We start from the raw sequence: 24422 nt of genomic DNA, 5'->3' as shown, positions 1-24422 counted from the left end.
TTTTCGTTTTTCATCCAGTTGTTTAAGCGCCGGCCGGGCTATACATGTACTGCAGCGCGTGGCCCCAGGTGTTGTGCTTGAGGCCGTAACGCACCCACAGCAGCACCAGCGGCTCCAGCACCCGCGCTTCTTCAATGCCGCCCAAATCGGTGATGCGCTTCCAGCCCAGTTGCTGCAGCAGCTCCGTCACGCGCTGCTTGGCGCCGGCGTCGTTGCCTGCCAGCAGCATGTCCGGCTCGCCGCCCGTCGAGGCCGGGTTTATCATCTGGTTGACGCTAACGATGTTGAGCGTTTTGACTACGTGCGCCGCTGGCAAAGCCCGCTGTATTTGCTCACCGAGGGAATCGGTGTGGCCGACGAAGAGGGTGGGCGGCATGCCCCGCGAAAAGTCCAACGGGTTGGTCAGGTCAATGACGGTTTTACCGGCCAGACGTTCGGGGCCGGCTTGCTGCACGGCGTCGATGGTGCCGCTACCGAGCGTGGCCACAATGACCAGTTCGCCGAATACGGCGGCGTCTTCAAACGAACCGGCCCGCGCTAGGCCGCCCTGCTGCGCGGCCCATGCCTGGGCTTTTTCGTTGGTGGCCGACCGCCCGCCCAGCAGCACGCCGTGGCCCAGTTCCAGCAATTTGGCACCCAGTGTCTGCCCGACAGTGCCGGTGCCTAAAATTCCGATCTTCATGGTTGATTGGGGTCAAAGTTAGAATATTGATGAGTTAAGATATTTTGGCGGAACATGCAATTGGCTGCTGTTCTCCACGGGTGCCGCGCCATCTGTTTCGGCCCCGTCTTCACTGCCCCACCATGCTTAATCGAATTTGCGAGGCATTGTACACGGCAAGGCAAACGCCTGTTTGGTGCTCCGCCGAATGGCCTCGGCGGCCCGCTCCAGGACCATAAATTAATGTCGCCGCCGAACCGTAGCCTGACCGGATTGCTATATTTGAAATTGTCAGCGCCCTGAGCGGCCAGGCAGCCATGCTGTCAGCCCCGGCCCAACCGGCGCGGTGCTTGCAACGGGCCCGCCGCGCTGGCCACCCCGGCGCATTGTACCGCGCCGGCATTTGTCACCTTATCGTACTCTCATGAGTCCTCTGCCCTCTTCACAACCCTATCGAATACACCAGTTCTACGACAAAGGCTTGGCCCATGCCAGCTACGCCGTGCTCAGCGACCGGCAAATGGCCATCATCGACCCGGCCCGCGACCCGCAGCCGTACTACGACTTTGCTGACGAAAACGAGGTGCGCATCGTGGCCGTCATCGAGACGCACCCGCACGCCGATTTCGTGTCGTCGCACCTGGAAATTGCGCAGGAAACCGGGGCCACCATCTACGTGAGCAAACTGGTGCGCGCCGCTTACCCGCACCAGCCCTTCGACGACGGCAACCGCATCGTGCTCGGCAACATCGAGTTGCACGCCCTCAACACGCCCGGCCACTCGCCCGACTCCATCTGCATCCTGCTCATCGACGAGTTTGCCAATACCCGCGCCATTTTCACCGGCGACACGCTGTTTGTGGGCGACGTCGGCCGGCCCGATTTGCGCGAGGAAGAGGCTGTGGGCGGCCACAAACGCGAGGAACTGGCTGGCCTCATGTACGACAGCACCCGCAGCCGGCTCATGACGCTGCCGCCCAATACCAAGGTGTATCCGGCGCACGGCCCCGGCTCGTTGTGCGGCAAAACCACCTCCACCGACCTTGACAGCACCATTGGCAAGGAACTGAAAACCAACTACGCCCTGCAGCCCATGGACCGCGATGAGTTCGTGCGCGTGCTGCTCGAAGACCAGCCTTTCGTGCCCAAGTACTTCGGTCGCGACGTGCAGCTGAACAAGCAAGGTGCTCCGGCGTTCGAAGACTCCATCCGCGCTGTGCCGCGCCTTTTGGTGGGCGTAGAGCCCGCGCCCGGCACGCTCGTTATCGACACCCGGCCGGCCGCGCAGTTCCGCCAAGGCCATTTGCCCGGCGCCATCAACCTGATGGACGGCGGCAAGTTCGAAACCTGGCTCGGCTCGGTGGTAGGCCCGCAGGAGCCCTTCTACCTCGTGGCCGATTCGCAGATTGCCCTCGACACGGTCATTCGCAAGGCCGCCAAAATCGGTTACGAAACCAACATCCAGGGCGCCATGCTCACCCCGAGCGAGTTGCCCGCCACCAGCCCCGCCGTGGACGTGGAGCAAGTGCGCCAGCACCCCGAGCAATTCACCATCGTCGACATCCGCAACCGCGCCGAGGCCCGGCAGCCCGTGTTCGACAACGCCCTGCTGATTCCCTTGCCCGAACTGCGTGAGCGGGCCCACGAAGTGCCCGCCGACAAGCCCGTGCTGGTGCACTGCGCCGGCGGCTACCGCTCGGCGGCCGGCAGCAGCATTCTGCAAGCCGCCCTGCCCGGTGTGCCCGTATACGACCTCGGCGAGGCCATTACCGAGTTTCAGAAGCAGGCGGTACACTAGCCGCCAGTTGCTGCTCGTTTCACAGCGGGCCACTTGCTCGATAAGCAGCAGGTGGCCCGCTGTTTTTATAGCGAGTTTTGCATATGAAGCCATTTCCGGCCGCCGTGTTTCCTTCGCTGCTTGCGGGGCTGGCTTGCTCCTGCCAAAGCAAGCCGCCCATTCCTGGCAACCACCATGACTATTTCTACTCCGTCGCCAAGCCGCACGCGCAGCTTGTCTTAACTCCGCGCAAAGACAGCAGCGGCGCTTTCATCTTCACCTACTACAATTACGCCATCAAGCCGGGCAATAAGCTGGTGTTTGCGCTGGGTTATATCGAAGGAGACAGTACCCCTACCTACCACGATGAGCCATCGGGCTATACTGCCGTGTTCGAAGTTCCCGATACTGCCACTGCGTTTCAAATTCGGGAGCAGGAGTTCCGCCGGCACAACGGCTTGCTGACTAACTTCTGCCCGTGCATCACCGATGTCTACGCCAACAAGGCCCTACGCTTAGGGGCGGGCAGCCGCGTTTCCGGCCGGAAGCTAGGCCCGTTTACCTGGGTCATTCATTCCGAAATCGAGCCCATCAACTTCACCGACACCATCGACATTCGGAAGAAAAACGTGCTCAACGCGCTGAAATAGCCCGCCGGACCTCACGCCGCGCTGCTGATTATCAGCCAAATCCTTTCTCTTCGGCTTTGTAGCTGGCCGAATGCTTTTGCATGACTATTGGCTGGCTCGGAAATAAGTAACTTGGTTTACCGAAGTAGATTAGTAATTGTATTTACCACCATAAGTAACTTCTTTTCGCCGCCAATTTGCGGAGAAAATCGACGCGGCAAGCGTTAATTTTGAGATTCGCTTTGCCACTACCCTACCGCATGAGAGTTCTGCACACCGCCGACTGGCACTTGGGCCAACGCTTCATCAGCGGGCACGAGCGCACCGACGAGCACCGCCTGTTCCTCGACTGGCTGGTGACGACCGTGCGCGAGCGGCAGGTGGAAGTGCTGGTGGTGGCCGGCGACGTGTTCGACACCGGTTCGCCCAGCAGCACCGCGCTGGAGCTGTATTACTCGTTTCTGGTGAGCCTGCGCCAGACAGCGTGCCGCGACGTGGTCATCGTGGGCGGCAACCACGACTCGCCGGCCACGCTCAACGCCCCGGCCCGCCTGCTGCGCCACTTGCGCGTGCACGTGGTGGGCTGCGTGCCCGAATGCTTCGAAGACCAGATTCTGCTGCTCGACGATGCCCACGGCCAGCCCGGCCTGCTGGTGTGTGCCGTGCCCTTCCTGCGCGACCGGGACGTGCGCCTCTCGGTGCCCGGCGAAACGGCCGAGGAGCGTGAGCAGCGCATCCGCCAGGGCATTGCCGACCACTACGCCCGCGTGGCCGAAGCCGAGCCGGTGTGGCAGCACAAAGCCGCCGGCCGCCCCGTGCTGGCCACTGGCCACCTCTACGCCGCCGGCGGCACCGCCTCCGAGTCGGAGCGCACGATTCACGTGGGCAACCTCGGCCAGGTCACCGCCGACCACTTCCCGCCCTGCTTCGACTACGTGGCGCTGGGCCACCTGCACCGCCCGCAGCGCGTGGGCGGCCGTGAGCATATCCGCTACAGCGGCTCGCCCATCCCGCTTTCGTTTTCGGAGGTGCAGGACACCAAGCAGGTGCTGCTGCTCGATTTCGAGGGCGGCGCCGTGGCCATCGAGCCCATTGAAGTGCCCACGGCGCGGCGGCTGGTCCGTTTCCACGGCTCGTTGGAAGAAGTATCGGCCGATTTGCTGGCCTACGACAACGTGGGCCTGCCCCTGCCGGCCTGGGTGGACGTGGAAGTACGCTCGGAACTCTCGCAACTGGAAGTGGCCGAGCAGTTGCTGAAAGTCATCGAGCAGTTGGACCGCAAGCAGCTGGAAGTTCTTTCGCGGCGGCACTTCCGCCTCGTTACGCTGCGGCCGCTGGGCGACGAAGCCGAGCCGCTCACGCGCAGCCTGCACGATTTCACGGAGCGCGAAGTGTTTGAGCGCCGCCTCGAAGTAGAGCCCGAAGACGCCCGCCCCGAGCTGCTGCGCACGTTTGACGAGCTAACGGAGTTGATGCACCAGAAATAACCCGGCCGTAACTTTAAGTATTCCCGCTAACAGCACCGCCCCAGCCGATTTCCGTTAATGAAAATTCTTCGCGTCCGGTTCTTCAACCTCAACTCGCTGCGCGGGCAGCACGAGATTGACTTCAGCAACGCCCCGCTCTCCGACGCGGGGCTGTTTGCCATTACCGGCCCCACCGGCGCGGGCAAAACCACCATTCTCGACGCCATCACCCTCGCCCTCTACGGCCAGGTGCCGCGCCACGACGGCGAGGTAGCCCAAGTGATGAGCCAGGGCACGGGCGAGAGTTGGGCCGAGGTGGAATTCGGCGTCAACGGCAAGCTGTACCGCTCGCGCTGGGGCCAGCACCGCGCCCGCCGCAAGGCCGAGGGCGCGCTGCAGGATTCGTCGATGAGTTTGAGCGAGCTGCAGGAAGCCGGCGGCGAAGGCGTCATCATCGAAGGCTACAAATCGAAGGTACCGGCGCGGGTGGCCGAGCTGAGCGGGCTCGAATACCGCCAGTTTCTGCGTTCGGTGCTGCTGGCCCAAGGCGAGTTTACCAAGTTCCTGAAGTCGAGCCCCGGCGAGCGGGCCCAGCTGCTGGAGAAGATTACCGACACGCGCAAGTACTCCGATATTTCGCGCTTCGCCTTCGAAAAGGCCAAGGAGGAAGACAAGAAAACCGAGGCCTTGCGGGCCGGGCTGGCCGGCGTGGCCCTGCTCTCGGAAGCGGAAGTAACCACCCTCACCGCCGAAGCCGAAGCCCTGGGCCAGCAAGCCGCCGAAGCCAGCGCCCAGCGCCAGCGCCTGCACGACGCCCACACCTGGCTGCGGCAGCTCGACGAGCTGAGCCAGCGGCGGCAGCGCGCCGTCAGCACCCTGGCGCACCTCACGGCCCACACCGAAACCCTCTCGCCGGTGCGGCAGCGCTTGAGCGCCCACCACGAGGCCCTGCCCTTTCGCACGCCCTGGGCTCTGGTGCAGCAAACCGATGAGCAGCTGCGCAGCCTGCGCCACGAAACCGAGCAGCTGCAGCAGCGCCGCCCCGGCCTGCACACCGCCGTGGAAACCGGCCGCAGCGCCCGCACCCAGGCCAAGAAGCAGCACGACGAGGCCCTGCGCCTCCAGCAGGAGCAGGAGCCCCGGCTCATCGAGGCCGAAAAGCGCGACGCCCTCATTGGCCAGGCCGAAGAGCAGCTGCGCAAGGAACGCACCGAGTACGACGCCCGTCTCGCGCAGCACAAGCAGCACCAGGCCGAGCTGGAAACGGCGGCTGGCCAGTTGCGCCTTGCCGCGCAGCAGCTGGAAGAGCTGACCGAGTGGCTGCTGCAGCACGGCCGCCTCACCGAGCTGGCCGACGCCCTGCCGCACCTGGCTGGCCACCTGCAGGATTGGGACCATGTACAAAGCGAGCTGGGCCAGCTGCTGAAGGCCGAAACCGACCTTAAGCAGCGCATGGCGCAGGTGAGCGACGCCGCCCGCCGCGGCCAAACCGAAGCCGAAGCCACCGAGCAGCGCCTGACCACCGTGCGCCAACAGCACACCGCCGCCGCCGCCGAGCGCGACCAGTGGCTGCGCCGCCTGCTGCACCACGTAGCGGTGTTGCAGCGCGACAAAGCCTCCGAAGCCCAGCGCTGGGACGATTTGCGCCGCCTCACGCAGGCCCACCAACTCATTCTCACGCACGAGGAGACCCGTCAGCACCTCACCGACGGCCAGCCCTGCCCGCTGTGCGGCGCCACCGAGCACCCCTACGCGGCCGGCGTGCTGGGCGTCAGCCACGAGTCGCTGCGCCGCGACCAGGAGCGCGAAGAAGCGCTGGCGCAGCAGGTACGTGCCTTCGATGCCCGCCTCAACCGCCTGCAAAGCCTCACCGGCCTGCTCGAACACGCCGGCGGCCACGCTGCCGCCGATACGAACCCGGTGCTGCCGCTGCTAACGGAAGCCGACGAAGAAGCCGCGCCCAAGCTGGTGCGCGCCGTGGGCCAGCACTTGCGCGAGCTGGAGCAGCAGCGCCACGAGTTGGACGTGCAGCTCACCCGCGCCCAAAGCCAGCACCAGCAAGCCGCCGCCCAGCAGCAAACACTTGCGCATGACCTGGCAGAGCTGCAAGCCCGGCTGAAGGATGCTCAGGAGCGCGCCCCGCTCGTACGCGAGATGATCAGCAGCGTGCTTGGCTCGTTTGGCCTCGCTTTCACGGGCGAAAATGGCCCGGCGCTAGTGGCGCAACTCAAGCGCCTCGGGGCCGAGTTCGAGCAGAAAAAGCAAGCCCGCGCCGACCTCGAAAAGCAGCTCAGCGGCGCCGAGGCGCACATAAAGGGCCTGGAAGCCAAGCGTGCGGAAAGCCAGCAGTGGCTGTCGGAGCGCCGGCAAGGGCTGATTGACCACAAAGCGACCATCGACGAGCAGCGGCAGCAGCGGCAGGCATTTTTCGCCGGCGACGACGTGGCCCAAGCCCGCCTGCAATTGGCCGCCGCCGCGCGCCGCGCCGCCGATGCGCACGAGCAGCAGGATAAAGCCGTGTGCGAGCAGGAAGCCGCCCTGGCTACGCTTGACGCCCAGCTGCAAGCCAAAACCGAAGAAGCCACCCGCCAGCAGCAGCAGCGCGACCTGAGCCACGCCGCCCTGGTAGCCGACCTGCAAGCCGCCGGCCTCCCCGCCGACGCCACCGCCCTGGCCGCGCGCCTGCTGCCCGACCACGAAGTGCACCGCCTGGCCGAGCAGCTGCAGGCCCACGAGCGCGCCGTGGCCTCGGCCCAGCACGCCCTCACCGAGCTTAGCCAGCAGCACCAAACCGAGCAGGCCCGCGCCCTCACCACCGAGCCGGCAGAGGTCGTCAATGAGCAACTGACAATGGCCAACGAGCACTTGGCCCGTCTCAACCAGCAGCTGGGGCAGCGGCAGCAGCGCCTGCACGACCACCGCGCCGGCCAGGAGCGCCACGCCCAGTTGGCCCTCGATTTGGAGCGTCAGCAGCAGGAAGCCCGCCGCTGGCGCCGCCTGGCTGAGCTTATCGGCTCGGCCGACGGCAAGAAGTTCAGCGAGTTTGCCCAAGGCCTCACATTGGCCCGCCTGGTGGAGTTGGCCAACCGTCACCTCGTGCGCCTCAACGACCGGTACCGCATCCTGCGCAACCCCGACGAGCACCTCGACTTGCTCATCGTGGATGAATACCAGGGCGGGGCGTCGCGGTCGATGAATTCCCTGTCGGGGGGCGAGAGTTTTCTGGTGAGTCTGGCCCTGGCGCTGGGCCTTTCGGAGCTGGCGGGCCGCAAAACCCAAATCGACACGCTTTTCATCGACGAAGGCTTCGGCACGCTCGACCCCGACACGCTCGACGTGGCGCTGTCGGCGCTGGAAACGCTGCAGGGCTCCGGCAAAATGATTGGCATCATCTCGCACGTGGAAGCCCTGAAGGAGCGCGTGAGCACCCAGATTCACGTGCGGCGCGGCGCCGGCGGCATCAGCACGCTGCGGGTCGTCGGCTTTGGTACGGAATAGCCCGGCGTGGTAGTACGGCTCCAACCGAAGGTCAGCGAAGCTAAGTGGAGCTACTGCTGTCGGTGCTGAGGTTGAACGCTTTATTAAGTCACAGAAGGCAATTCCATCTTCCCTGCGGCTCGAATCTGTTCCCACGTCCAGTTGCGGCGGGGCGTGATATGGGCGTAGCGCTGCTGAAAAAAGCGCACGATTTCCCGCTCCACTACTTCAGGCGCGATAGACGAGGCGTAGATGGGCCGCTGATCGGGGTCGGCGTAGCGCTGAACCTTGCTTAGGCCTTTGCCTGCGAGGCGCAACAGCGGGCCGGTATCGGTCACGGGCTCGGCGGTCCAGCGGCGCGCGGTGGTTTCCTGCGCATTGAGCATCGTCACCAGGTCGTCGAGCGGCAGGCGGGGCCGCGTGGAGCGAATTTCGAGGTCAATCCAGGTGGTGTATTTGTACTCGAACTCGTAGCGCTGGCCGCGGTAGCAGCTCAGCACCATGTCGTAGCCGGCGGTAGGGCCGAACAAGGCGTAGTACGGCAGCGGTTCGGGCGTGTGCACCACCACAAGGCCGATTTCGGGGTAGCGGCGCACCTCGGTTGCGGCACTTTGCATAACGGCCGCCGCCTGCCGCACCCGCTCGTATTCCGGCTCCCAGACGGCGCGGGCGCGGGCGGGATTTTCGAGCACGGAGCCAAATGCGGGCAGAAACCAGTTAAACTTCTCGGCCGAAGCTTCGTCTTCGCGGCGGCGCAGGGCCGGGGCGCCGAAGGGCGGATAGAACAGCGCCTGTTCCTGGGCATTGAACCAGCACACCAGCTGCAGCGCCGTATCGGCCAGCGGGTGCTGCCAGTCCAGTTCCCGGAAGTCGCCGAGCGTGGCCACGAGGCGCAGCAACGGCTCGTGCTGCCGGGCCTGCCGCGGGTTCAGCAGGCTCCACACGCCCACAAAGCCGTCGATGTCGAAGTGGTTGGCCGTAACGTAGCGCGCCGATTTGGGAATGGCATCTGCCAGTAAAGCGCGCAGCACCGAGCCGGCGCTGGTGTCGTCCTGCCACGGCGCGGGCGTGGGGGCACCGCGCCAATGGGCCAGCGTGAGGGCCGCGCCGGGCAGCAGGCTGTCGACCACCACCGTGGAGGCGGCCGCGCGGCGGGCTTGGGCGAAGGGCAAAAACGTCAGTGCGGGCATGGCTGGAACACAGAGCAGCAAAGTAACAGCCCGGCAGCCACTCAGCCCCGACGGCGGCGGTTGCGGATGCGCTCCACGCGGCTGCGCCGAATCCAGTGCAGGTACTTTTGCAGCTCCTCGGCCGTGCGCAGTGCCTCCACCGAATGGTAACGGCGGGCCAGCTCCTTGTTCGACAACAGCAGGTGCACGGTGCTGTGGCAAGGCTGGCACAACGCCACCGTGGGCCCGTAGCGCCCGCCTTCCTCGCGCGGCACCAAGTGGTGGCGCGACACCTCCAGCACCTGCCGCTGGCACAGTTCGCACAGCGGCTCGGCGGGCGTGGGGGCCGGGGCAGGCGGGAGTGGGCGACGACGAGACACGGGCAATTTATACGGAGGGCGTAGCACTCAGGGCGTTGGCGGTGGTATTCACCCCGCGTCATATCACGAAAAAAAGCCGTATCCTGCGTCGCTTGCGTTTTGCTATCTGCTATATTTGATTGTGGCGAAGTTGCAGCTTCGCCACACCGCCGCTCTTTTCTCCCGTTGACAGCTTCTCAGGAGCTGCTTTTCCCCAACTGCAGGCCGCTGCTGGCAGCCCAAGTTGTACTCTTCACTTCTCGCAATAGTCCTCCACCTTCACCTCCTTCTTATGCTCCTTTCTACTCCACAAGCTCACTTGAAACGCCTCCTGCATGTGGCTGGCTTTCTGTTCGTGCTGCTGGTGCTGGCGCCCACCCAGTCGCGCGCCCAAACTTGGCTCGTTTCCACCGACCCTTACGTGAAGCTCGGGGTGATGGATAAATTCGGTCAACTCGGGGCCTACACCGCCAAATTTGTGGTGACCAACCAGAACACGGGCAAGGAATACTCTCTCGTGAAAGAGGTAGAGAAAGGCCAAAACGGCGTGGATGTAATATTCCCGACCCCGGCCACGGAAGCCGAGTATTTCAAAACCGAATCGGGCGAGGCTGGCCGGGCCCAGCCGGGCCGCTACGTGTGGCAGTGCCAGGTAGCCGGCAAAAAAGTAGTAGGCGGCCGGTTCGAAATTCCGAACGTGGCCAACGACGTAACCGTCATCGAGAAACCCCGCTAAGCGCCGATTTCACCCCCGGCTTGTTTCAAGACCGTTTGCAGCCCCGGCCGCAAACGGTCTTGGCATTTAATCGGAGACGCCCGGAGCTGCGTATGCGGGGCATACACCTCACCTGTTTCTGCCATGGCCAAGAAATCCTTCACCGAACTCATCAGCAGCCCCGGCATGCCCGTGCTGGTGGACTTCTACGCCGACTGGTGCGGGCCGTGCCGCACCATGGCCCCCATTCTGCAGCAAGTGGCGGCCCGGCACCAGGGCAAGCTCAAAGTCATTAAGGTAGACGTGGACCGCAACCCGGCCGCTGCCCAGCAATACCGCGTGCAGGGCATTCCCACGCTCATTTTGTTTCACCAGGGCCAGCCCGTGTGGCGGCAGTCGGGCGTGGTGCCCGAGCATCAGCTCAACCAAGTGGTGGCGGGCTACACCCAGCAAACTTCGTAGGACCAGCCGCCTGAACCTGTACGTCGGCTTACCAGTCAGTTAACAATAAAGCCGTTCACGAACCCGTGAACGGCTTTTTTGCTTGGCCCCGGGCCCGTTATTGCTTGGCGTACTTGCGCAGGCTTTTGGCCGCTTCCGGGTTGAGCTTGGCAGCTTTTTCCAGGTCCCGACGGGCGTCCTCGGGCTTGTTGAGCGACGAGTAGCAGATGCCGCGGTACTCGTAGGCGTCGGCGTAGTTTTCGTCGAGCGAAAGGGCCTTGTTGAAATCGGGCAGGGCGCCCTTGAAGTTGTCGAGCGACATTTTGGCTACGCCGCGGCCGAAATAGGCCTCTTTGTCTTCGGGCCGGTAGCGCAGGGACTTGCCAAAGTCGCTGATGGCCGCGTTGAACTCCCGCGTTTGAATGCGCGACAGGCCGCGGTTGTAGTAGGCATCGGCGTTGGTCGGCTTCACGCGCAGGGCCAGGTTGAAGTCGGCAATGGCTTCCTTGTAATCCTTGAGTTGGGCCTTGGCCCGGCCGCGCGTCACGAGGGCGTCGGCGTTGCGCGGGTTGGTTTTCAGCAGCGCATCGGCCGAGCGGATATCGGCTTTGTAGTCGGCGTTGGTGCGGCGCATGGGCGCGGCTGCGGCCACGGGGGCAGCCGGGGCCGGCGTGGGAGTGGCTACCGAAGCCGTGGCTTCGGCAGATACGGGCGCGGCGTCGGCGGTGGTGGCGGGCTGGTTGGGGTCGGCGGCGGCGGCGGTTTGAGCTTCGGTCAGGCGGGCGCGGGCGGCCATGCCCGGCGCCTCCTGTTCGCGCGTCATGGAGCACTGCGCGGTCAGTAGTATAGTAAAGAGCCCCGTAGCGGGCAGCAGGAGGCGTACAAAACGTTTCATGAGGAGTGGTGGAAAAAGCAAGTGAAAGCGGCAAAGGCCAATACGGCCCGCGCGTGTATACGGGGCCGCGCTAGTTAGGTGACGGTAATTGGTCGGTTCGCCCCGGTGGCTATCTTTGTCCGCTGGGCCGCGGCCGCCGGGTCGCCCCGCTCCCTCATCCGACATTCTTTTCCCAAGACAATTTCCTATGGCATTGCAATACGACGTGGTCGTGATTGGCTCGGGCCCGGGCGGCTACGTAGCCGCTATTCGCGCCTCCCAGCTCGGTCTGAAAGTGGGCGTGGTAGAACGCGAGTCGCTCGGCGGCATCTGCCTCAACTGGGGCTGCATTCCCACCAAGGCGCTGCTGAAATCGGCGCAGGTATTTGAGTACCTGAAGCACCCGCAGGACTACGGCCTCTCGGCCGACAACGTGGGCTACGACTTCGGGGCCGTGGTGAAGCGCAGCCGCGGCGTGGCCGAGGGCATGAGCAAGGGCATTAACTTCCTCTTCAAGAAGAACAAGATTGACGCCATCATGGGCACGGCCAAGGTGCTGAAAGCCGGCGAAGTAGACGTGACCAAGGCCGACGGCGGCAAGGAAACCATTCAGGCCAAGCACATCATCCTGGCTACCGGCGCCCGCGCCCGGCAGCTGCCCAACCTGCCCATCGACGGCAAGAAAATCATCGGTTACCGCGAAGCTATGGTGCTGCCCCAGCAGCCCAAGTCGATGGTGGTGGTGGGCTCCGGCGCCATCGGCGTCGAGTTTGCCTATTTCTACGCTACCATGGGCACCAAAGTGACCATCGTGGAGTACCTGCCGCGCATCGTGCCGGTGGAGGACGAAGAAGTGTCGAAGCAGCTGGAACGCTCGTTCAAGAAAGCCGGCATCGACATCCTGACCTCGGCTGAAGTGACCAAGGTAGACACGGCCGTCCCGGGCTGCAAGGTGAGCATCAAAACCGCCAAGGGCGAGCAGCAGTTGGAGGCCGACATCGTGCTGAGCGCGGTGGGCATTCAGCCGAACCTGGAAAACATCGGCCTGGAGGAACTGGGCATCACGGTGGAGAAGGGCCGCATCAAAGTCGACGAGTACTACCGCACCAACGTGCCGGGCGTGTACGCCATCGGCGACATCGTGCCCGGCCCGGCGCTGGCCCACGTGGCTTCGGCCGAGGGCATTACCTGCGTGGAGGCCATTGCGGGCCACCACCCCGAGCCTATCAACTACGGCAACGTGCCCGGCTGCACCTACTGCTCGCCGGAAATTGCCTCGGTGGGCCTCACCGAGGAAGAAGCCAAAAAGCAGGGCTACGACATCCTGGTGGGCAAATTCCCCTTCTCGGCCTCGGGCAAAGCCTCGGCTTCGGGTGCCAAGGACGGCTTCGTGAAAGTCATTTTCGACAAGAAGTACGGCGAGTGGCTGGGCGCCCACATGATTGGCGCGGGCGTCACCGACATGATTGCCGAAGCCGTGGTGGCGCGCAAGCTCGAAACCACCGGCCACGAAATCATCAAGGCCATCCACCCCCACCCGACTATGTCGGAGGCGGTGATGGAAGCTGCCGCCGCTGCTTACGGCGAGGTGATTCACCTGTAAGCCAGGAGTTGATTTTACGCGAAACGCCCCGCCGGAACTTGGTTCCGGCGGGGCGTTTCGCGTTGCTCATTTACTGTTGTGGAGTTTTTTGATGCCCCGTTCGCTTCACTTTACTCTGACATGCTTATTGCTTTCCACAACACACCCACTGTTAACAGGGCGTAGTGGTTTAATTGCATTCGGTCTGACTTTCCACGCAGTCAAGCTCATGTCCGGGTATAGGGGTTTCCAACGACTCGTATCGGCAGGTTCACTCAAAAACTGCTTGTCGTTTATTAGATATAACTTATTCCCATCCAGTCGCCATTGCCCTGTAACCTCAACCTGACAACCACCTACTCCTACCCAATAGACAAATACCCTCCCCGGCATTAATGTAATTATCGAGTACTTTTCAAACCTGTCGCCAACAGACTGGTATGTGCCTTCTATCTGCGGGGCATTCTGAATGGTAAACGCTTGCGTGAAAAGACTTATCAGAGCGTATTTCATATGCATTATCGAAACGATGGTAAAACTAACGCCTTACCGATACTACGATAATACTTAGCTACCAAAGACCCAGCTACAAGGGGTGCGCATCGTCGTTGCGGCTGGCGCCGGGGTCGGTGTCGCCGTGGGTGTCGGGCTGGGTATCGGCGGCCGAGGGGTCGGTAGGTGTTTCCTCGGCGGCGGTGCTTTCGGGTGCGGGCGCTTCGGTAGCCGGCGGAGCAGCTACTGCTGGTTGGGGAGCGGCCTTGGGTGTGCGGTCGGGTTGCGGCAGGTTGGTCACCGTGTCGGCGCTCTGGCTATCGGAAGTGCCTTTGGTGGGCAAGGTCGTTTCGGCCGGGTTCGGCTGGCTGGGTTTGGGCTTGGGGTCCATGGCGGTGTGGCTGAATGGGTGCGGCAAAAGCAGCGAAACAACGACGGCTGCTACCTGACTGTACGACGGAAGAGTCTGTTTGGCCATGGGCAGGCACATAACCCGGCTTCCGCAGCGGTTATCTTTGCCGGGCGGCCGACCCGGCGCGCTTCCCACGCTTCTGCCAGTGCCGCTACCGGATTCGTCTGCTCAAAACGCCGCCCCGGCGCACCCGCATCGGTACCTGCTGCCGGGCGCTGCGGTGCCCACGCTCACGAGCACCATCGTGGCCCGGCATTGCGGCGGCGCGCTGCCCGCGGCGGATATTCGCACCCTGGCCGCCATTCAGCCCGAAACGCTGGAGCTGAACGAGGGCACGTTCACCAGCACCGCCGCGTCTGCCAGTCAGCTGCCGTTTCCGGCTGTGGTGGTGCAGCAGCTGGAGCCGGGCCTGCTGCTGGCTTGTGCCTGCGCCGCGCCCAAAACCACGCTCTGCGAGCATCAGGCGCTGGTGCTGCTCAGTATTCTGCAGCGCAAGGAGCTGCGGTTGTTCTTCGATGCGCCGGCGCGGCAGGCGTTTTTGCAGGCCACCGCCCGCGACTACGGCTTGGAACACGCCCCCGACCTCGACGCGCATTTCGCGCTGACCTACGCCCGGCCCGGCACCGTAACCGCCGCGCCCCGGCAAGCCGATTTGTACCCCGTGACGGATGCCACCAAGCACGCCTTGGTGGAGCAGCTGCGGCCCGGCAAACGCGCCCCGCAGCTGCCCGTAGACGAAACCCGGACGCTCCTAATACTGGCGCGGCACCGCTACTACGGCCACCTCACGCTGCAGCTGGCCGAGGCGGCCGTAACGGCCACCGGCAAAGTCAAGAACCCGGTGTCGGTGCGCAACCCGCTCGACGGCATCTGGCAGCTGGAGCAGCCCGACGAGGTGAAGTTCTACACCGGCGTGGCGCGTTTTCAGCACCACTACGACGACGGCCGCACGCCCGCCGCCCTCGACGCCCTGCGGGCCGTGGTGCGCAACCCCGCCCAGTTGCCCGTGTACGCCCACGACGCCGCGGTGTCGGACAAGATTACGGCCCAGTCCATCCGGCCCGTAGAGCTGCGCCATGCCCCGCTGGACGTGCGCCTGCAGGTGACGCAGCAGGGCGAGTACTACGCGGTGAGCGGCCAGCTGCTACTCCACGATTTGCCGCTGGAGCTGAAAAGCCTCGCCGTTCGCTACGAGTATTTCGTGGCTGTGCGCGAGGTGCTCTACCTGCTCGACAACGTGCACCTGTGGCGCGTCATCGACTTCTTCCAGAAGCGCAACAACACGCTGCTCATTCACCAGAGCAAGTTCGCCGAGTTTCAGCGCGACGTGCTGGCCCACCTCGAAAACCGCCTGCACATCAACTACGGCTACCTGCGCCCGGCCACGCCCGCGCAGCGCCAGGAGCTGGGTTTTGCGGCGCCGCCCGAGCTGCTGCTCTACCTCTCCGATGCCGGTGCCCACGTGGAGCTGCTGCCCGTGATGCGCTACGGGCCGAAGGAAATCAGCATTCTTTCGCGGCGGCAGCTCTACGTTACCGACGAGCTGGGCCGGGCCTTTGTGCTGGAGCGCGACGCCGACGCCGAAAACCGCTTTCTGGCCGCGCTGCTGCGGCATTACCCCGCCTTCCAGGAGCAGCTCAGCGAAGAAGCCTTGTACGTGCCCAAAACGCTGTTTTTGCAGGAAGACTGGTTTCTGGCCGCCTTCGATGACTGGCGCAACCTGGGCATTACCATCCTAGGCTTCAACCAGCTCAAGCGCAACACCCTCAACCCCTACCGCGCCCAGGTAACGGTGCGCGTGAGCGGCGACACCAACTGGTTCGACACCGAGCTAACCGTGCGCTTTGGCAAGCAGCAGGCGGCTTTGCGGCACCTGCACAGGGCCATTCGCAACCGCAGCCGCTACGTGCAGCTCGACGACGGCACCCGCGGCATTTTGCCCCAGGAATGGGTGGAGAAATTCGCCGCTTACTTCGCGGCCGGTGAGGTGGTCGATGATCGGATTCGCACGCCCAGCATCAGCTTTGCCACCCTGGCCGAGCTTTACGACCCCACGGCCCTCACGCCCGAAACGCGCGCCCAGCTGGCACACTACCAAGCCGCCGTGGCCGATTTCGCGGGCATCGAGGCCGTGCCAGTGCCTGCGGGGCTGCGGGCCACGCTGCGCGAGTACCAGCGGCAGGGGCTGAACTGGCTGAACTTCCTCGACACCTTCGGCTTCGGCGGCTGCCTGGCCGACGACATGGGACTGGGGAAAACCGTGCAGGTGCTGGCTTTCCTGCTGCATTTGCGCGGGCAAGGGCGCACCGGCGCCAGCCTGGTGGTGGTGCCCACCTCGCTGGTGTTCAACTGGCAGGCCGAGGTGGAGAAGTTTGCGCCCTCGCTGCGCGTGCACGTGCTGCACGGCGCTGCCCGCCGCCCCGATGCGCAGGCCTTTGCCTCGGCCGACATTGTGCTGACGACCTACAACACGATGCTGGCCGATATCCGCTGGCTGAAGGACTACGCCTTCGACTACGTGTTTCTGGACGAGGCCCAGGCCATCAAAAACCCCGACTCGCAGCGCTACAAAGCGGCCCGGCTGCTGCAGGCCCGCAACCGCGTGGTCCTCACCGGTACGCCCGTCGAAAACAACACCTACGACCTGTACGGGCAGCTTTCCTTTGCCTGCCCCGGCCTGCTGGGCAGCCGCCAGCACTTCCACGACCAGTACGCGGCGCCCATCGACAAATTCAAGGACACGCAGCGGGTCCGCCAGCTCCAACAGAAAATCAGCCCGTTTGTGCTGCGCCGCACCAAAGGCCAGGTGGCCCGCGAGCTGCCCGACAAGACGGAAATGGTGCTCTACTGCGAAATGGGGGCCGAGCAGCGCCGCGTGTACGAAGCCTGTCGGCAGGATTTTCGGGCCAAGCTGCTGGGCCAAAGCGAGGAAACGGCCACCAAAAGCCGCCTGCATTTGCTGCAGGGCCTCACCCGGCTGCGCCAGATCTGCAACGCGCCGGCTCTGCTGCCCGAGGAAGCCGACTTCGGTCCCACCTCGGCCAAGCTGGAGGTAGTGCTGGAGGAAATTGAAACCCGCGCCCCGCAGCACAAGATCCTGGTTTTCTCGCAGTTCGTGAAGATGCTCGACCTCATTCGGGCCGAGCTGCGCCAGCGCGGCATTGCCCACGAATACCTCACCGGCCAGACGCGCAACCGCGCCGCGGCTGTGGCGGCGTTTCAGGAGCGCGACGATGTGCGGGTGTTCCTGGTGAGCCTGAAAGCGGGCGGAACGGGCCTGAATTTGACCGCCGCCGACTACGTGTACCTCGTGGACCCGTGGTGGAACCCCGCCGTAGAAAACCAGGCCATCGACCGCAGTCACCGCATCGGCCAAACCCGGAAGGTGGTGGCCGTGCGCCTCATCTGCCCCAACACCATCGAAGACAAAATCATGAAGCTGCAGGAAGGCAAGCGGGAGCTGGCCCACGAGCTCATTCGCACCGACGCCGATTTGGTGAAGGCCCTGACGCAGCAGGAACTACTGGAGCTGTTTAGCTAACATCCAAGCATTCATTGCGCCGCCCTTGAGCCTGCGCCAACGAAGGAATACTGCCCAACCACTCGCCTTTTCTGGATGCTCGCGCGCCGACGCCACTCAAGCGCAAAACTTGTCACGGCCCACCGGGTTATGGTCAGGCTCGGGGCAGCGCGGAAATCACCGTGCTACCCGCTGTCCACGTTTCCCGTCTACCTCACCACTAACCAAACCCGATGAAGCTTACCCCCCTGCTGCTGGCCGCGCTAACGGCCCTGACCACGCCCGTACTCGCCCAGACGCCGGCGGCCCCGCGCGTAGCCCCCGACCAGATTGCGACCAAAACCGGCCCGCTCACGGTGCAGCCCATCACGCACGGCAGCGTGGTGCTGAGCTGGAACCGCAAGACCATCTACGTGGACCCCTACGGCGGCTCCGAAGCCTACGCCGGCCTGTCCGCGCCCGACGTGGTGCTCATCACCGACATCCACCCCGACCATCTGGACCCGAAGACGCTGGCCGGCCTGTCGGTGGGCAAGGCCCTGATGGTGGTGCCGCCCGCCGTGGCCGAGAAGCTGCCGGCCGAGTACAAAAAGCAGGTGCGCGTGCTGCGCAACGGCCAGAAGCTCGACACGCTAGGGATGAGCATCGCGGCCATCCCGATGTACAACCTGCCCGAAGCGCCCGACGCCATGCACACCAAAGGCCGGGGCAACGGCTACGTGCTGGGCCTGGGCGGCAAAAACGTGTACTTCTCCGGCGACACCGAGGACACGCCCGAAATGCGCGCCCTGAAGAACATCGACGTGGCGTTTGTGTGCATGAACCTGCCCTACACCATGGACGTGCAGCAGGCGGCGCAGGGTGTACTGGCCTTCAAGCCCGGCATCGTGTACCCCTACCACTACCGCGGCCAGAACGGACTGAGCGACGTGGCGGCCTTCCAGAAAACCGTCAACGCGGCCAATAAGAAGATTGACGTGCGGCTGCGCAACTGGTACGCCGGCGCCAAGTAGCTTCGGCGACACCCCAAGGAAAACGCCCTGTCGAGCGGTTGCTCGGCAGGGCGTTTTGGCGTGACCTGGACTTAGCGGCTGCTCATTCAAACGCCTTGTAGACGCCAACGGAGCCGGGTACGCCCGCCCCGGGCCATACGCGTCGGCGGCGCGGCCGGCGGCCGTGGGCTTGATGCCGGGAGTGGTTTAGCCGATGCCGGACGCCGTTGGGCCACTGCCCGGAGTGGTGGAATCGATGTCGGGAGCCGTTGAATCGATGCCGGCAGTAGTTACGTCGAGGTCGTGGGGCGTTGCATGGGGGCCGGGGATGGTTCCATCGATACCGGGAGCCGTTGGACCGATGCCGGGAAGGGTTGCAGCGGGGCCGGGGGTGGTTGGCTCGATTCCGGGACGGGTGGAACCGGTGCCGGGGGCAGTTGTGCCGGGGCCGGGACGGGGAAAGGTGGCTGGACTGTAGGGGGTTGTTTGCTTGGCGGTTCCAGTTATCTTGGCGGCCGCAAGAAATACTTGCGCCGCTCCCGGGAGCGGCTTTATATCACTACCAACTAGTTGTTCGATGGAGAAATACAAAGAAGACCAGCTCGCCATGTGTGGGCGGGTGGCTGATTACTTGGCCGGACACACTGCCGAACTGGCCGCCAGCGAGGTAGCCGCGCAGCAGGCCGCCGACGTGCAAACCCTCTACGCGCAGGTGGCCCAGGCCCGCAGCGGCACCGCCCGCCGCACCGAGGACCTGACGGCCGCCGCCCAGGCCGCGCAGCAAACCCTCTACGACCTGCTGCCCGCCTTGCTCGGCCCCCTCGGCCGGGTGGCGGTGCGCCTCGGCGACGCCGACCTGCAAGCGGCCGTGACGCTGGGCGGCAAGCAGCTGCGCAAGCTGCGCCCCGTGCCGTTTGCCTCGGTGGTGGGCGCCATCATGGCCAGCGCCGCCCGCCCCGACGTGGCGCCCGAGCTGGCCAAGCAGGGCCTTACGGCTAAGGCCCTGCAGCCGCTGACCGATGCCCTGGCTACCTTCCGCACCGCCCAGCCGGCCGTGCGCAAAACCATCAACGAGCGGGCCGTGTCGGGCGCGGCCCTGGAGGACCTGCTGGCCGACCTGATGGACGAGCTGCGCACCCTCGACGAGGACATGAAAGCCTTCAAGCTGCTCAACCGCCCGCTGTTCGACGGCTACACCCAGGCCCGCAAGATTATTGAGTCCGGCGGCGGGGGTGGCAAGCAGAAACCGGCGGCGGGGTAAGGCCCGGCGGGGTTGGAAATGAAGCCGCCCGCTCCCGGTTGGGAGCGGGCGGGTTTTGGCACGGTGCCAGGTATGCTTACATGATTTCAAATAGATTAGAATTATAAGTTCACGATTTACATTCTACCACTATTGCTTTTTAATTTAATTAAAAACACTTTTGAACATACTCCATAATCATCAACTCAAAAGCAAAACACTTTCAACTCTTTAACAACATGTTAAAAGGCGAACCTATAAATGAGCTTCTACAACTAGGAGCTATACATGCACTCTATTACAAAGAAGGCACGTGGTATCATGAACTAAATGATTTCCCAGGCATTCTTATTGACCCGAATGGATATATAGTTTTTGAAACAAGAGCAGATTACCTAAATTATCCTGGAATAGATTTTGGACCTGCCGAAAATCAAGTTCATATAAGACCAAATGGTATTTCTAGTCTTCCCACGTATACGTCATTCAGTGACGCGCAGAAAACTATTCTAAAAAAACACAATTTGATTAGCACCATTAATACGCCTATAAAAGAGAGGCATGAACCAACAAACGAAGAAACATTAAAACAAAAACGCGAAATTGAAATATACATTCGCAACAAAAAACTTGTTGAAGAAATAAAAAAACTATATAGAAATACCTGCCAAATTTGCGGTACCCAACTTAAGATACGCACAAAGGGACCTAAATATTATAGCGAAGTCCACCATATAAAAGGATTGGGTTCACCACATTTCGGACCAGACGTAAAAAGTAATTTATTGTGCGTATGTCCTGATCATCACACAAGGCTTGACTTTTTTACTATGCCAATATCTATAGAACACCTTAAACTCAATAAGCATGCAATAGACCAGGCATACATTGATTATCACAACAAGCAAGTAAAGATCTATAACCCCTAATACGATGTCTGACGAATACATTGCTGGACTCATAGGAACCGCATTGGGAGCAGCCATAGGTACTGCCACTTCCTATATAACATCATATTGGGCGCCCTTAAGATTAGAAAGAAGAAGAGAAAAAAGGGAAGAAGAGAGGTTATGGGGTCCTAGAAAAAGATTAATAAGGGAAATGCTAGACAATGCTGCACCTGGCAAAGGCAGATCATTCAAGACGTTAAAATTAGTAACAGGTACAAACGATGACGAGCTAAGCCGCTTACTTGTTGAGTTAGGGGCGAGAGGCTTTACAAGAGAGTCAGGAGAAGTAGCTTGGGATTATGCAGAGAATAGACCGCTCGGCAAATACACCTAAAGACGACTTGTATACTTACATGACTGTCACTCTTCTCAAGGCCGCGCCGCCATCGTAAACACCAGTTCCCCGCCGTTCATAATAGCCTCGTGCGTGAGGAAGGGCCGGGTGAGTTTCTGCCCGTTGAGGCGGGCTTCCTTCACGTAGACGTTTTTGTCGCTCTGGTTGCGCACCGTGATGCGGAAGGTTTTGCCGTTTTCCAGGCTGAGCGTGGCGCCGTGGACGGCGGGGCTGCCCAGGGCGTATTCCGGGGAGCCGGGGGCGACGGGGTAGAAGCCCAGGGCGGAGAAGATGTACCAGGCCGACATCTGCCCGCAGTCGTCGTTGCCGCCGAGGCCGTCGGGGGTGGGGCGGTACATCTTGGGCAGGATCATGCGCACGCGGGCCTGGGTTTTGTAGGGCTGGTCGGTCCAGTTGTAGAGGTAGGCGGCGTGGTGGGCGGGCTCGTTGCCGTGCACGTAGTTGCCGATGATGCCCTCGCGGGTGATGTCCTCGGTTTCGGCGAAGAACTTATCGGGCAGGTGCATGGTGAACAGCGAGTCGAGGTGCTCGGTGAAGCGACGGTTGCCGCCCATCTTGGCGATGAGCGCGGCCGGGTCCTGGGGCACGTAGAGGCTGTAGTTCCAGGCGTTGCCCTCGATGAAGCCCTGGTTGTGGGTGCTCAGCACGTCGAAGTTCGGGCGGAAGGAGCCGTCGGTCAGGCGGGGGCGCATGAAGCCGATACGCGCATCGTACACGTTCTGCCAGTTCTGGGCGCGCTTGCTGAACTCCTGGTAGATGTCGGGCCGATTGAGCTTCCGGGCCATCTGGGCGATGCACCAGTCGTCGTAGGCGTATTCCAGGGTTTTGGAGACGCTGGAGCCGCTTTTGTCCTCGGGCACGTAGCCCAGCTGCATGTAGTAGCCCAGGCCGTCGTAGCGGGCGGTGCGGGCGGTGGTCACGCAGGCGTCGAGGGCGCGGTTGGCGTCGAAGGGGGCGTTGCCTTTGAGCACGGCGTCGGCAATGACGGGCACGGAGTGGTAGCCGATCATGCACCAGTTTTCGTTGGCGTAGTGGCTCCAGACGGGCAGCATGTGCTCGGCGCTCTGCTCGAAATGGGCCAGCATCGACTGCACCATGTCGGCGTTGCGCTTGGGCTGCACCAGGTTCAGCAGCGGGTGCAGGGCGCGGTAGGTGTCCCAGAGCGAGAAGGTGGTGTAGTTGGTGAAGCCCTCGGCGCGGTGGTTGTTCTGGTCGAGGCCGCGGTACTGGCCGTCGGCGTCCATGTAGGTGGTCGGGCTCAGGAAGGCGTGGTAGAGGGCTGTGTAGAAGTTTTCCTTGTCCTCCCGCTTCGGCGACTCGATGACCACCTTGCTCAGCTCCTGCTGCCAGAGCTGCCGGGCTTGGGCGCGCACCCGGTCGAAGTCCCAGCCGGGGGCTTCGGCGCGCAGGTTCTGCAGGGCGCCGGCGGTGCTGACGGGCGAGAGGGCGAATTTGACTTTGAGCTTCTCCCCGGCCGTGGTGGTCTTGAAGTTGAAGTACATCCTGAGCTGCTCGCCGGCCAGGTCGGGCCAGTTCTTGGTCTGGTCGAACTTGCCCCAGAAGCCGCGGTAGGCCTGTTTTTTGGCGTAGTTGCGGCTGCCGTAGTTGGTGAAGGGCCGCGAAAACGACATGGCGAAGTACACCGTGCGGGTGCGGGCCCAACCGTTGGTTTGGCGGTAGCCGGTGACGAGCGTGTCGTTTTCCACCCGCACGAAGGTCCACACGTTCTTGTCCGGGTAGTTGTAGATGCCGTGCATCAAGTCCAGGATGAGGTGGGCCTGGTCGGTGGCCTGTGGGAAGGTGTACTGGTGCATCCCGACGCGGTTGGTGGCCGTCAGCTCGGCCAGGATGTCGTGGTCTTCGAGCTGCACGCGGTAGTAGCCGGGCTCGGCCACTTCGGTGGCGTGGTTGAAGCGGGAGCGGTAGCCGCGCTCGGGCTGCGTGGCGGTGCCGGGGTTGAGCTGCAGCGGGCCCGTGGTGGGCATCAGCAGGAAGTCGCCGAGGTCGGAGTGGCCGGTGCCGCTGAAGTGGGTGTGGCTGAAGCCGACGATGGTGGGGTCCTGGTACTGGTAGCCGGCGCAGTACTTGTACACGTCGGGGTTGTACTTGTCGTCCTGCTCGTAGCTGAGCGTATCGGTATCGGGCGAGAGCTGCACCATGCCGAAGGGCACGGTGGCGCCCGGAAACGTGTGCCCCATCTTGGCCGTGCCCACGATGGGCTTGGCGTACTGGGTGAGGTTTTCGACGGGTTTGGGTTGGGGCGGGTTCTTCTGGGCGAAGGTGGGGGCGGCGGCGAGGAGCAGGGCGGCGAGGTGGAGCGGGCGGAGCATCAGCTTCGGGCGTGGCGGGTGGCGTTGAAGCTGACAAGGTAGTATCAGCCTAACCGTTAACAGCGGCTACTTGGTAATGCGCAGATAGGCTCTATCTATATTCTCTTTCCCACTGAACACCTCTAAAATAAATTGAGGATTTTTATCCATCGGTATTCCAGAAGCTAACAACAGCTTTTGCGCATCGATATTTTTAAATTCATCGAGTTTGCATTCTGCACGAAATTGTGGGTAGCCTATGGCCTCAATCCGAAGCTTCATTGTAATATCGGACCGGGCTTTATTTTTATATTTCGGAAGAATATTTATCTGCGAAATTTCATCCAATGTCAAAGGAATTTTCTCCGCCTCTTTCCCCCGTAACAAGAAATCAACTTTCCATATTTCCATTCGTAGCTGCTCAGGAATCTGCTTGACAAAGGCTCCATCCTTCCAATCCTCCACGTAAAGCTGTTTCCCCTGCTCATCGAAGTACGTCCATCGTCCTACTCTGACACTGCAGTACCCCCGTTCGCACAGATTATCCCAGTTACCGCTGTCGTTTTCTTTGTACTGCCCGCTCTCTTTCAACTTCCCATTGGGGTGATATGCTTTCCACCAGCCCACGGGCGCATCGGTACAACGCACGCCTTCATTTAATAATTGACCACTAGAATTATACGTCTGCAAAATACAAGGGCAGCAGCTTTGTAGATTCCGCCAGTTGGACTGAAAACTATCGTAGGTTATCTTATCCACACGCTTGCCATCTATAAAGTAGCTATATCCTATTCCATCGGGCTTCTTTGATGCACTTTCGAAAAATACTTTCTTGGTCACAAGATTTTTATAAACGCTTGTTCTTGCTGATTGCCCAACTGCATTCTGCATTGTTAGAAGAAACAAAGCAAATACAGTAATCCACAGTTTCATAATCATGAAGCTTTAGAGCGTGTTGGGGATTAGGTAATGCGATTTAAGCAAAGCGTGATGTTGGCCCAC

19 protein-coding genes are annotated in these 24422 nt (G+C 62.3%); 12 read left to right on the top strand and 7 right to left on the bottom strand.

Going from position 1 to position 24422, the window contains the following annotated elements; translation table 11 throughout:
• Positions 1–22 precede the first annotated feature (22 nt).
• Complete coding sequence (locus F0P96_RS00095; protein ID WP_151076724.1) at positions 23–682, bottom strand: NADPH-dependent F420 reductase; 660 nt, start codon at positions 680–682, stop codon at positions 23–25.
• A 403-nt stretch (positions 683–1085) separates the two neighbouring features.
• On the opposite strand from F0P96_RS00095, the gene F0P96_RS00090 reads away from it, so the two are divergent.
• The 4 genes from F0P96_RS00090 (at position 1086) to F0P96_RS00075 (ending at position 8031) form a co-directional block, all read left to right on the top strand.
• Positions 1086–2459 (top strand): MBL fold metallo-hydrolase, encoded by a 1374-nt coding sequence (locus F0P96_RS00090; protein ID WP_151076723.1) that lies wholly within the window; start codon positions 1086–1088, stop codon positions 2457–2459.
• 83 nt (positions 2460–2542) lie between these two features.
• Complete coding sequence (locus tag F0P96_RS00085) at positions 2543–3088, top strand: hypothetical protein (RefSeq protein WP_151076722.1); 546 nt, start codon at positions 2543–2545, stop codon at positions 3086–3088.
• Positions 3089–3327: 239 nt separating this feature from the next.
• Positions 3328–4554 carry an exonuclease SbcCD subunit D C-terminal domain-containing protein gene (locus tag F0P96_RS00080; RefSeq protein WP_151076721.1) on the top strand — a complete coding sequence of 409 codons (1227 nt, stop codon included), beginning with the start codon at positions 3328–3330 and terminating at the stop codon, positions 4552–4554.
• A 57-nt stretch (positions 4555–4611) separates the two neighbouring features.
• The gene (locus tag F0P96_RS00075) at positions 4612–8031 is read left to right on the top strand and encodes an AAA family ATPase (RefSeq protein ID WP_151076720.1); all 3420 of its coding nucleotides are present in this window, start codon (positions 4612–4614) and stop codon (positions 8029–8031) included.
• 83 nt (positions 8032–8114) lie between these two features.
• On the opposite strand, the gene F0P96_RS00070 is transcribed toward F0P96_RS00075, so the two are convergent.
• On the bottom strand, positions 8115–9200 hold the full coding sequence (locus tag F0P96_RS00070; protein WP_151076719.1) for a DUF6687 family protein: 1086 nt from the start codon (positions 9198–9200) through the stop codon (positions 8115–8117).
• Positions 9201–9241: 41 nt separating this feature from the next.
• Positions 9242–9559: a helix-hairpin-helix domain-containing protein gene (locus F0P96_RS00065; RefSeq protein ID WP_201743901.1), complete on the bottom strand. Its 318-nt coding sequence runs from the start codon at positions 9557–9559 to the stop codon at positions 9242–9244.
• Positions 9560–9830: 271 nt separating this feature from the next.
• Between F0P96_RS00065 and F0P96_RS00060 the strand changes: the two genes are divergently transcribed.
• Complete coding sequence (locus tag F0P96_RS00060; protein ID WP_151076718.1) at positions 9831–10274, top strand: hypothetical protein; 444 nt, start codon at positions 9831–9833, stop codon at positions 10272–10274.
• A 123-nt stretch (positions 10275–10397) separates the two neighbouring features.
• Positions 10398–10715 (top strand): thioredoxin, encoded by a 318-nt coding sequence (trxA, locus tag F0P96_RS00055; protein ID WP_151076717.1) that lies wholly within the window; start codon positions 10398–10400, stop codon positions 10713–10715.
• 97 nt (positions 10716–10812) lie between these two features.
• On the opposite strand, the gene F0P96_RS00050 is transcribed toward trxA, so the two are convergent.
• Positions 10813–11589: a tetratricopeptide repeat protein gene (locus tag F0P96_RS00050; RefSeq protein ID WP_151076716.1), complete on the bottom strand. Its 777-nt coding sequence runs from the start codon at positions 11587–11589 to the stop codon at positions 10813–10815.
• Positions 11590–11776: 187 nt separating this feature from the next.
• On the opposite strand from F0P96_RS00050, the gene lpdA reads away from it, so the two are divergent.
• Positions 11777–13171, top strand: a complete 1395-nt coding sequence (gene lpdA, locus F0P96_RS00045) for a dihydrolipoyl dehydrogenase (protein WP_151076715.1) — start codon at positions 11777–11779, stop codon at positions 13169–13171.
• 565 nt (positions 13172–13736) lie between these two features.
• On the opposite strand, the gene F0P96_RS00040 is transcribed toward lpdA, so the two are convergent.
• Positions 13737–14033: a hypothetical protein gene (locus tag F0P96_RS00040; protein ID WP_151076714.1), complete on the bottom strand. Its 297-nt coding sequence runs from the start codon at positions 14031–14033 to the stop codon at positions 13737–13739.
• A 166-nt stretch (positions 14034–14199) separates the two neighbouring features.
• Here F0P96_RS00040 and F0P96_RS00035 point away from each other — a divergent pair, with 166 nt between their 5' ends.
• The 5 genes from F0P96_RS00035 (at position 14200) to F0P96_RS00015 (ending at position 21090) form a co-directional block, all read left to right on the top strand.
• Complete coding sequence (locus F0P96_RS00035; RefSeq protein WP_235917328.1) at positions 14200–17595, top strand: DEAD/DEAH box helicase; 3396 nt, start codon at positions 14200–14202, stop codon at positions 17593–17595.
• A 212-nt stretch (positions 17596–17807) separates the two neighbouring features.
• Positions 17808–18587, top strand: a complete 780-nt coding sequence (locus F0P96_RS00030) for an MBL fold metallo-hydrolase (RefSeq protein ID WP_151076712.1) — start codon at positions 17808–17810, stop codon at positions 18585–18587.
• Between the two features lie 556 nt (positions 18588–19143).
• A complete protein-coding gene (locus F0P96_RS00025; RefSeq protein WP_151076711.1) occupies positions 19144–19827 on the top strand; it encodes a hypothetical protein in 684 nt (227 codons plus the stop codon).
• Positions 19828–20045: 218 nt separating this feature from the next.
• Complete coding sequence (locus F0P96_RS00020; protein ID WP_151076710.1) at positions 20046–20735, top strand: HNH endonuclease; 690 nt, start codon at positions 20046–20048, stop codon at positions 20733–20735.
• Between the two features lie 4 nt (positions 20736–20739).
• Positions 20740–21090, top strand: coding sequence for a hypothetical protein (locus tag F0P96_RS00015; RefSeq protein WP_151076709.1), 351 nt, complete (start codon positions 20740–20742; stop codon positions 21088–21090).
• 35 nt (positions 21091–21125) lie between these two features.
• Here the strand turns inward: F0P96_RS00015 and F0P96_RS00010 are convergent, their stop codons facing one another.
• Together F0P96_RS00010 and F0P96_RS00005 are read right to left on the bottom strand one after the other, a co-directional pair.
• Entirely contained in the window at positions 21126–23441 is a 2316-nt protein-coding gene (locus tag F0P96_RS00010) for a GH92 family glycosyl hydrolase (RefSeq protein ID WP_151076708.1), read from the bottom strand.
• Positions 23442–23507: 66 nt separating this feature from the next.
• Complete coding sequence (locus tag F0P96_RS00005; RefSeq protein ID WP_151076707.1) at positions 23508–24359, bottom strand: toxin-antitoxin system YwqK family antitoxin; 852 nt, start codon at positions 24357–24359, stop codon at positions 23508–23510.
• Positions 24360–24422: the final 63 nt, after the last annotated feature.

This window comes from Hymenobacter busanensis (assembly GCF_008727865.1).
Lineage (GTDB): Bacteria > Bacteroidota > Bacteroidia > Cytophagales > Hymenobacteraceae > Solirubrum > Solirubrum busanense.
Note: the sequence above shows the minus strand (reverse complement) of the source record. Positions and strands in the feature narration are given on the sequence as shown.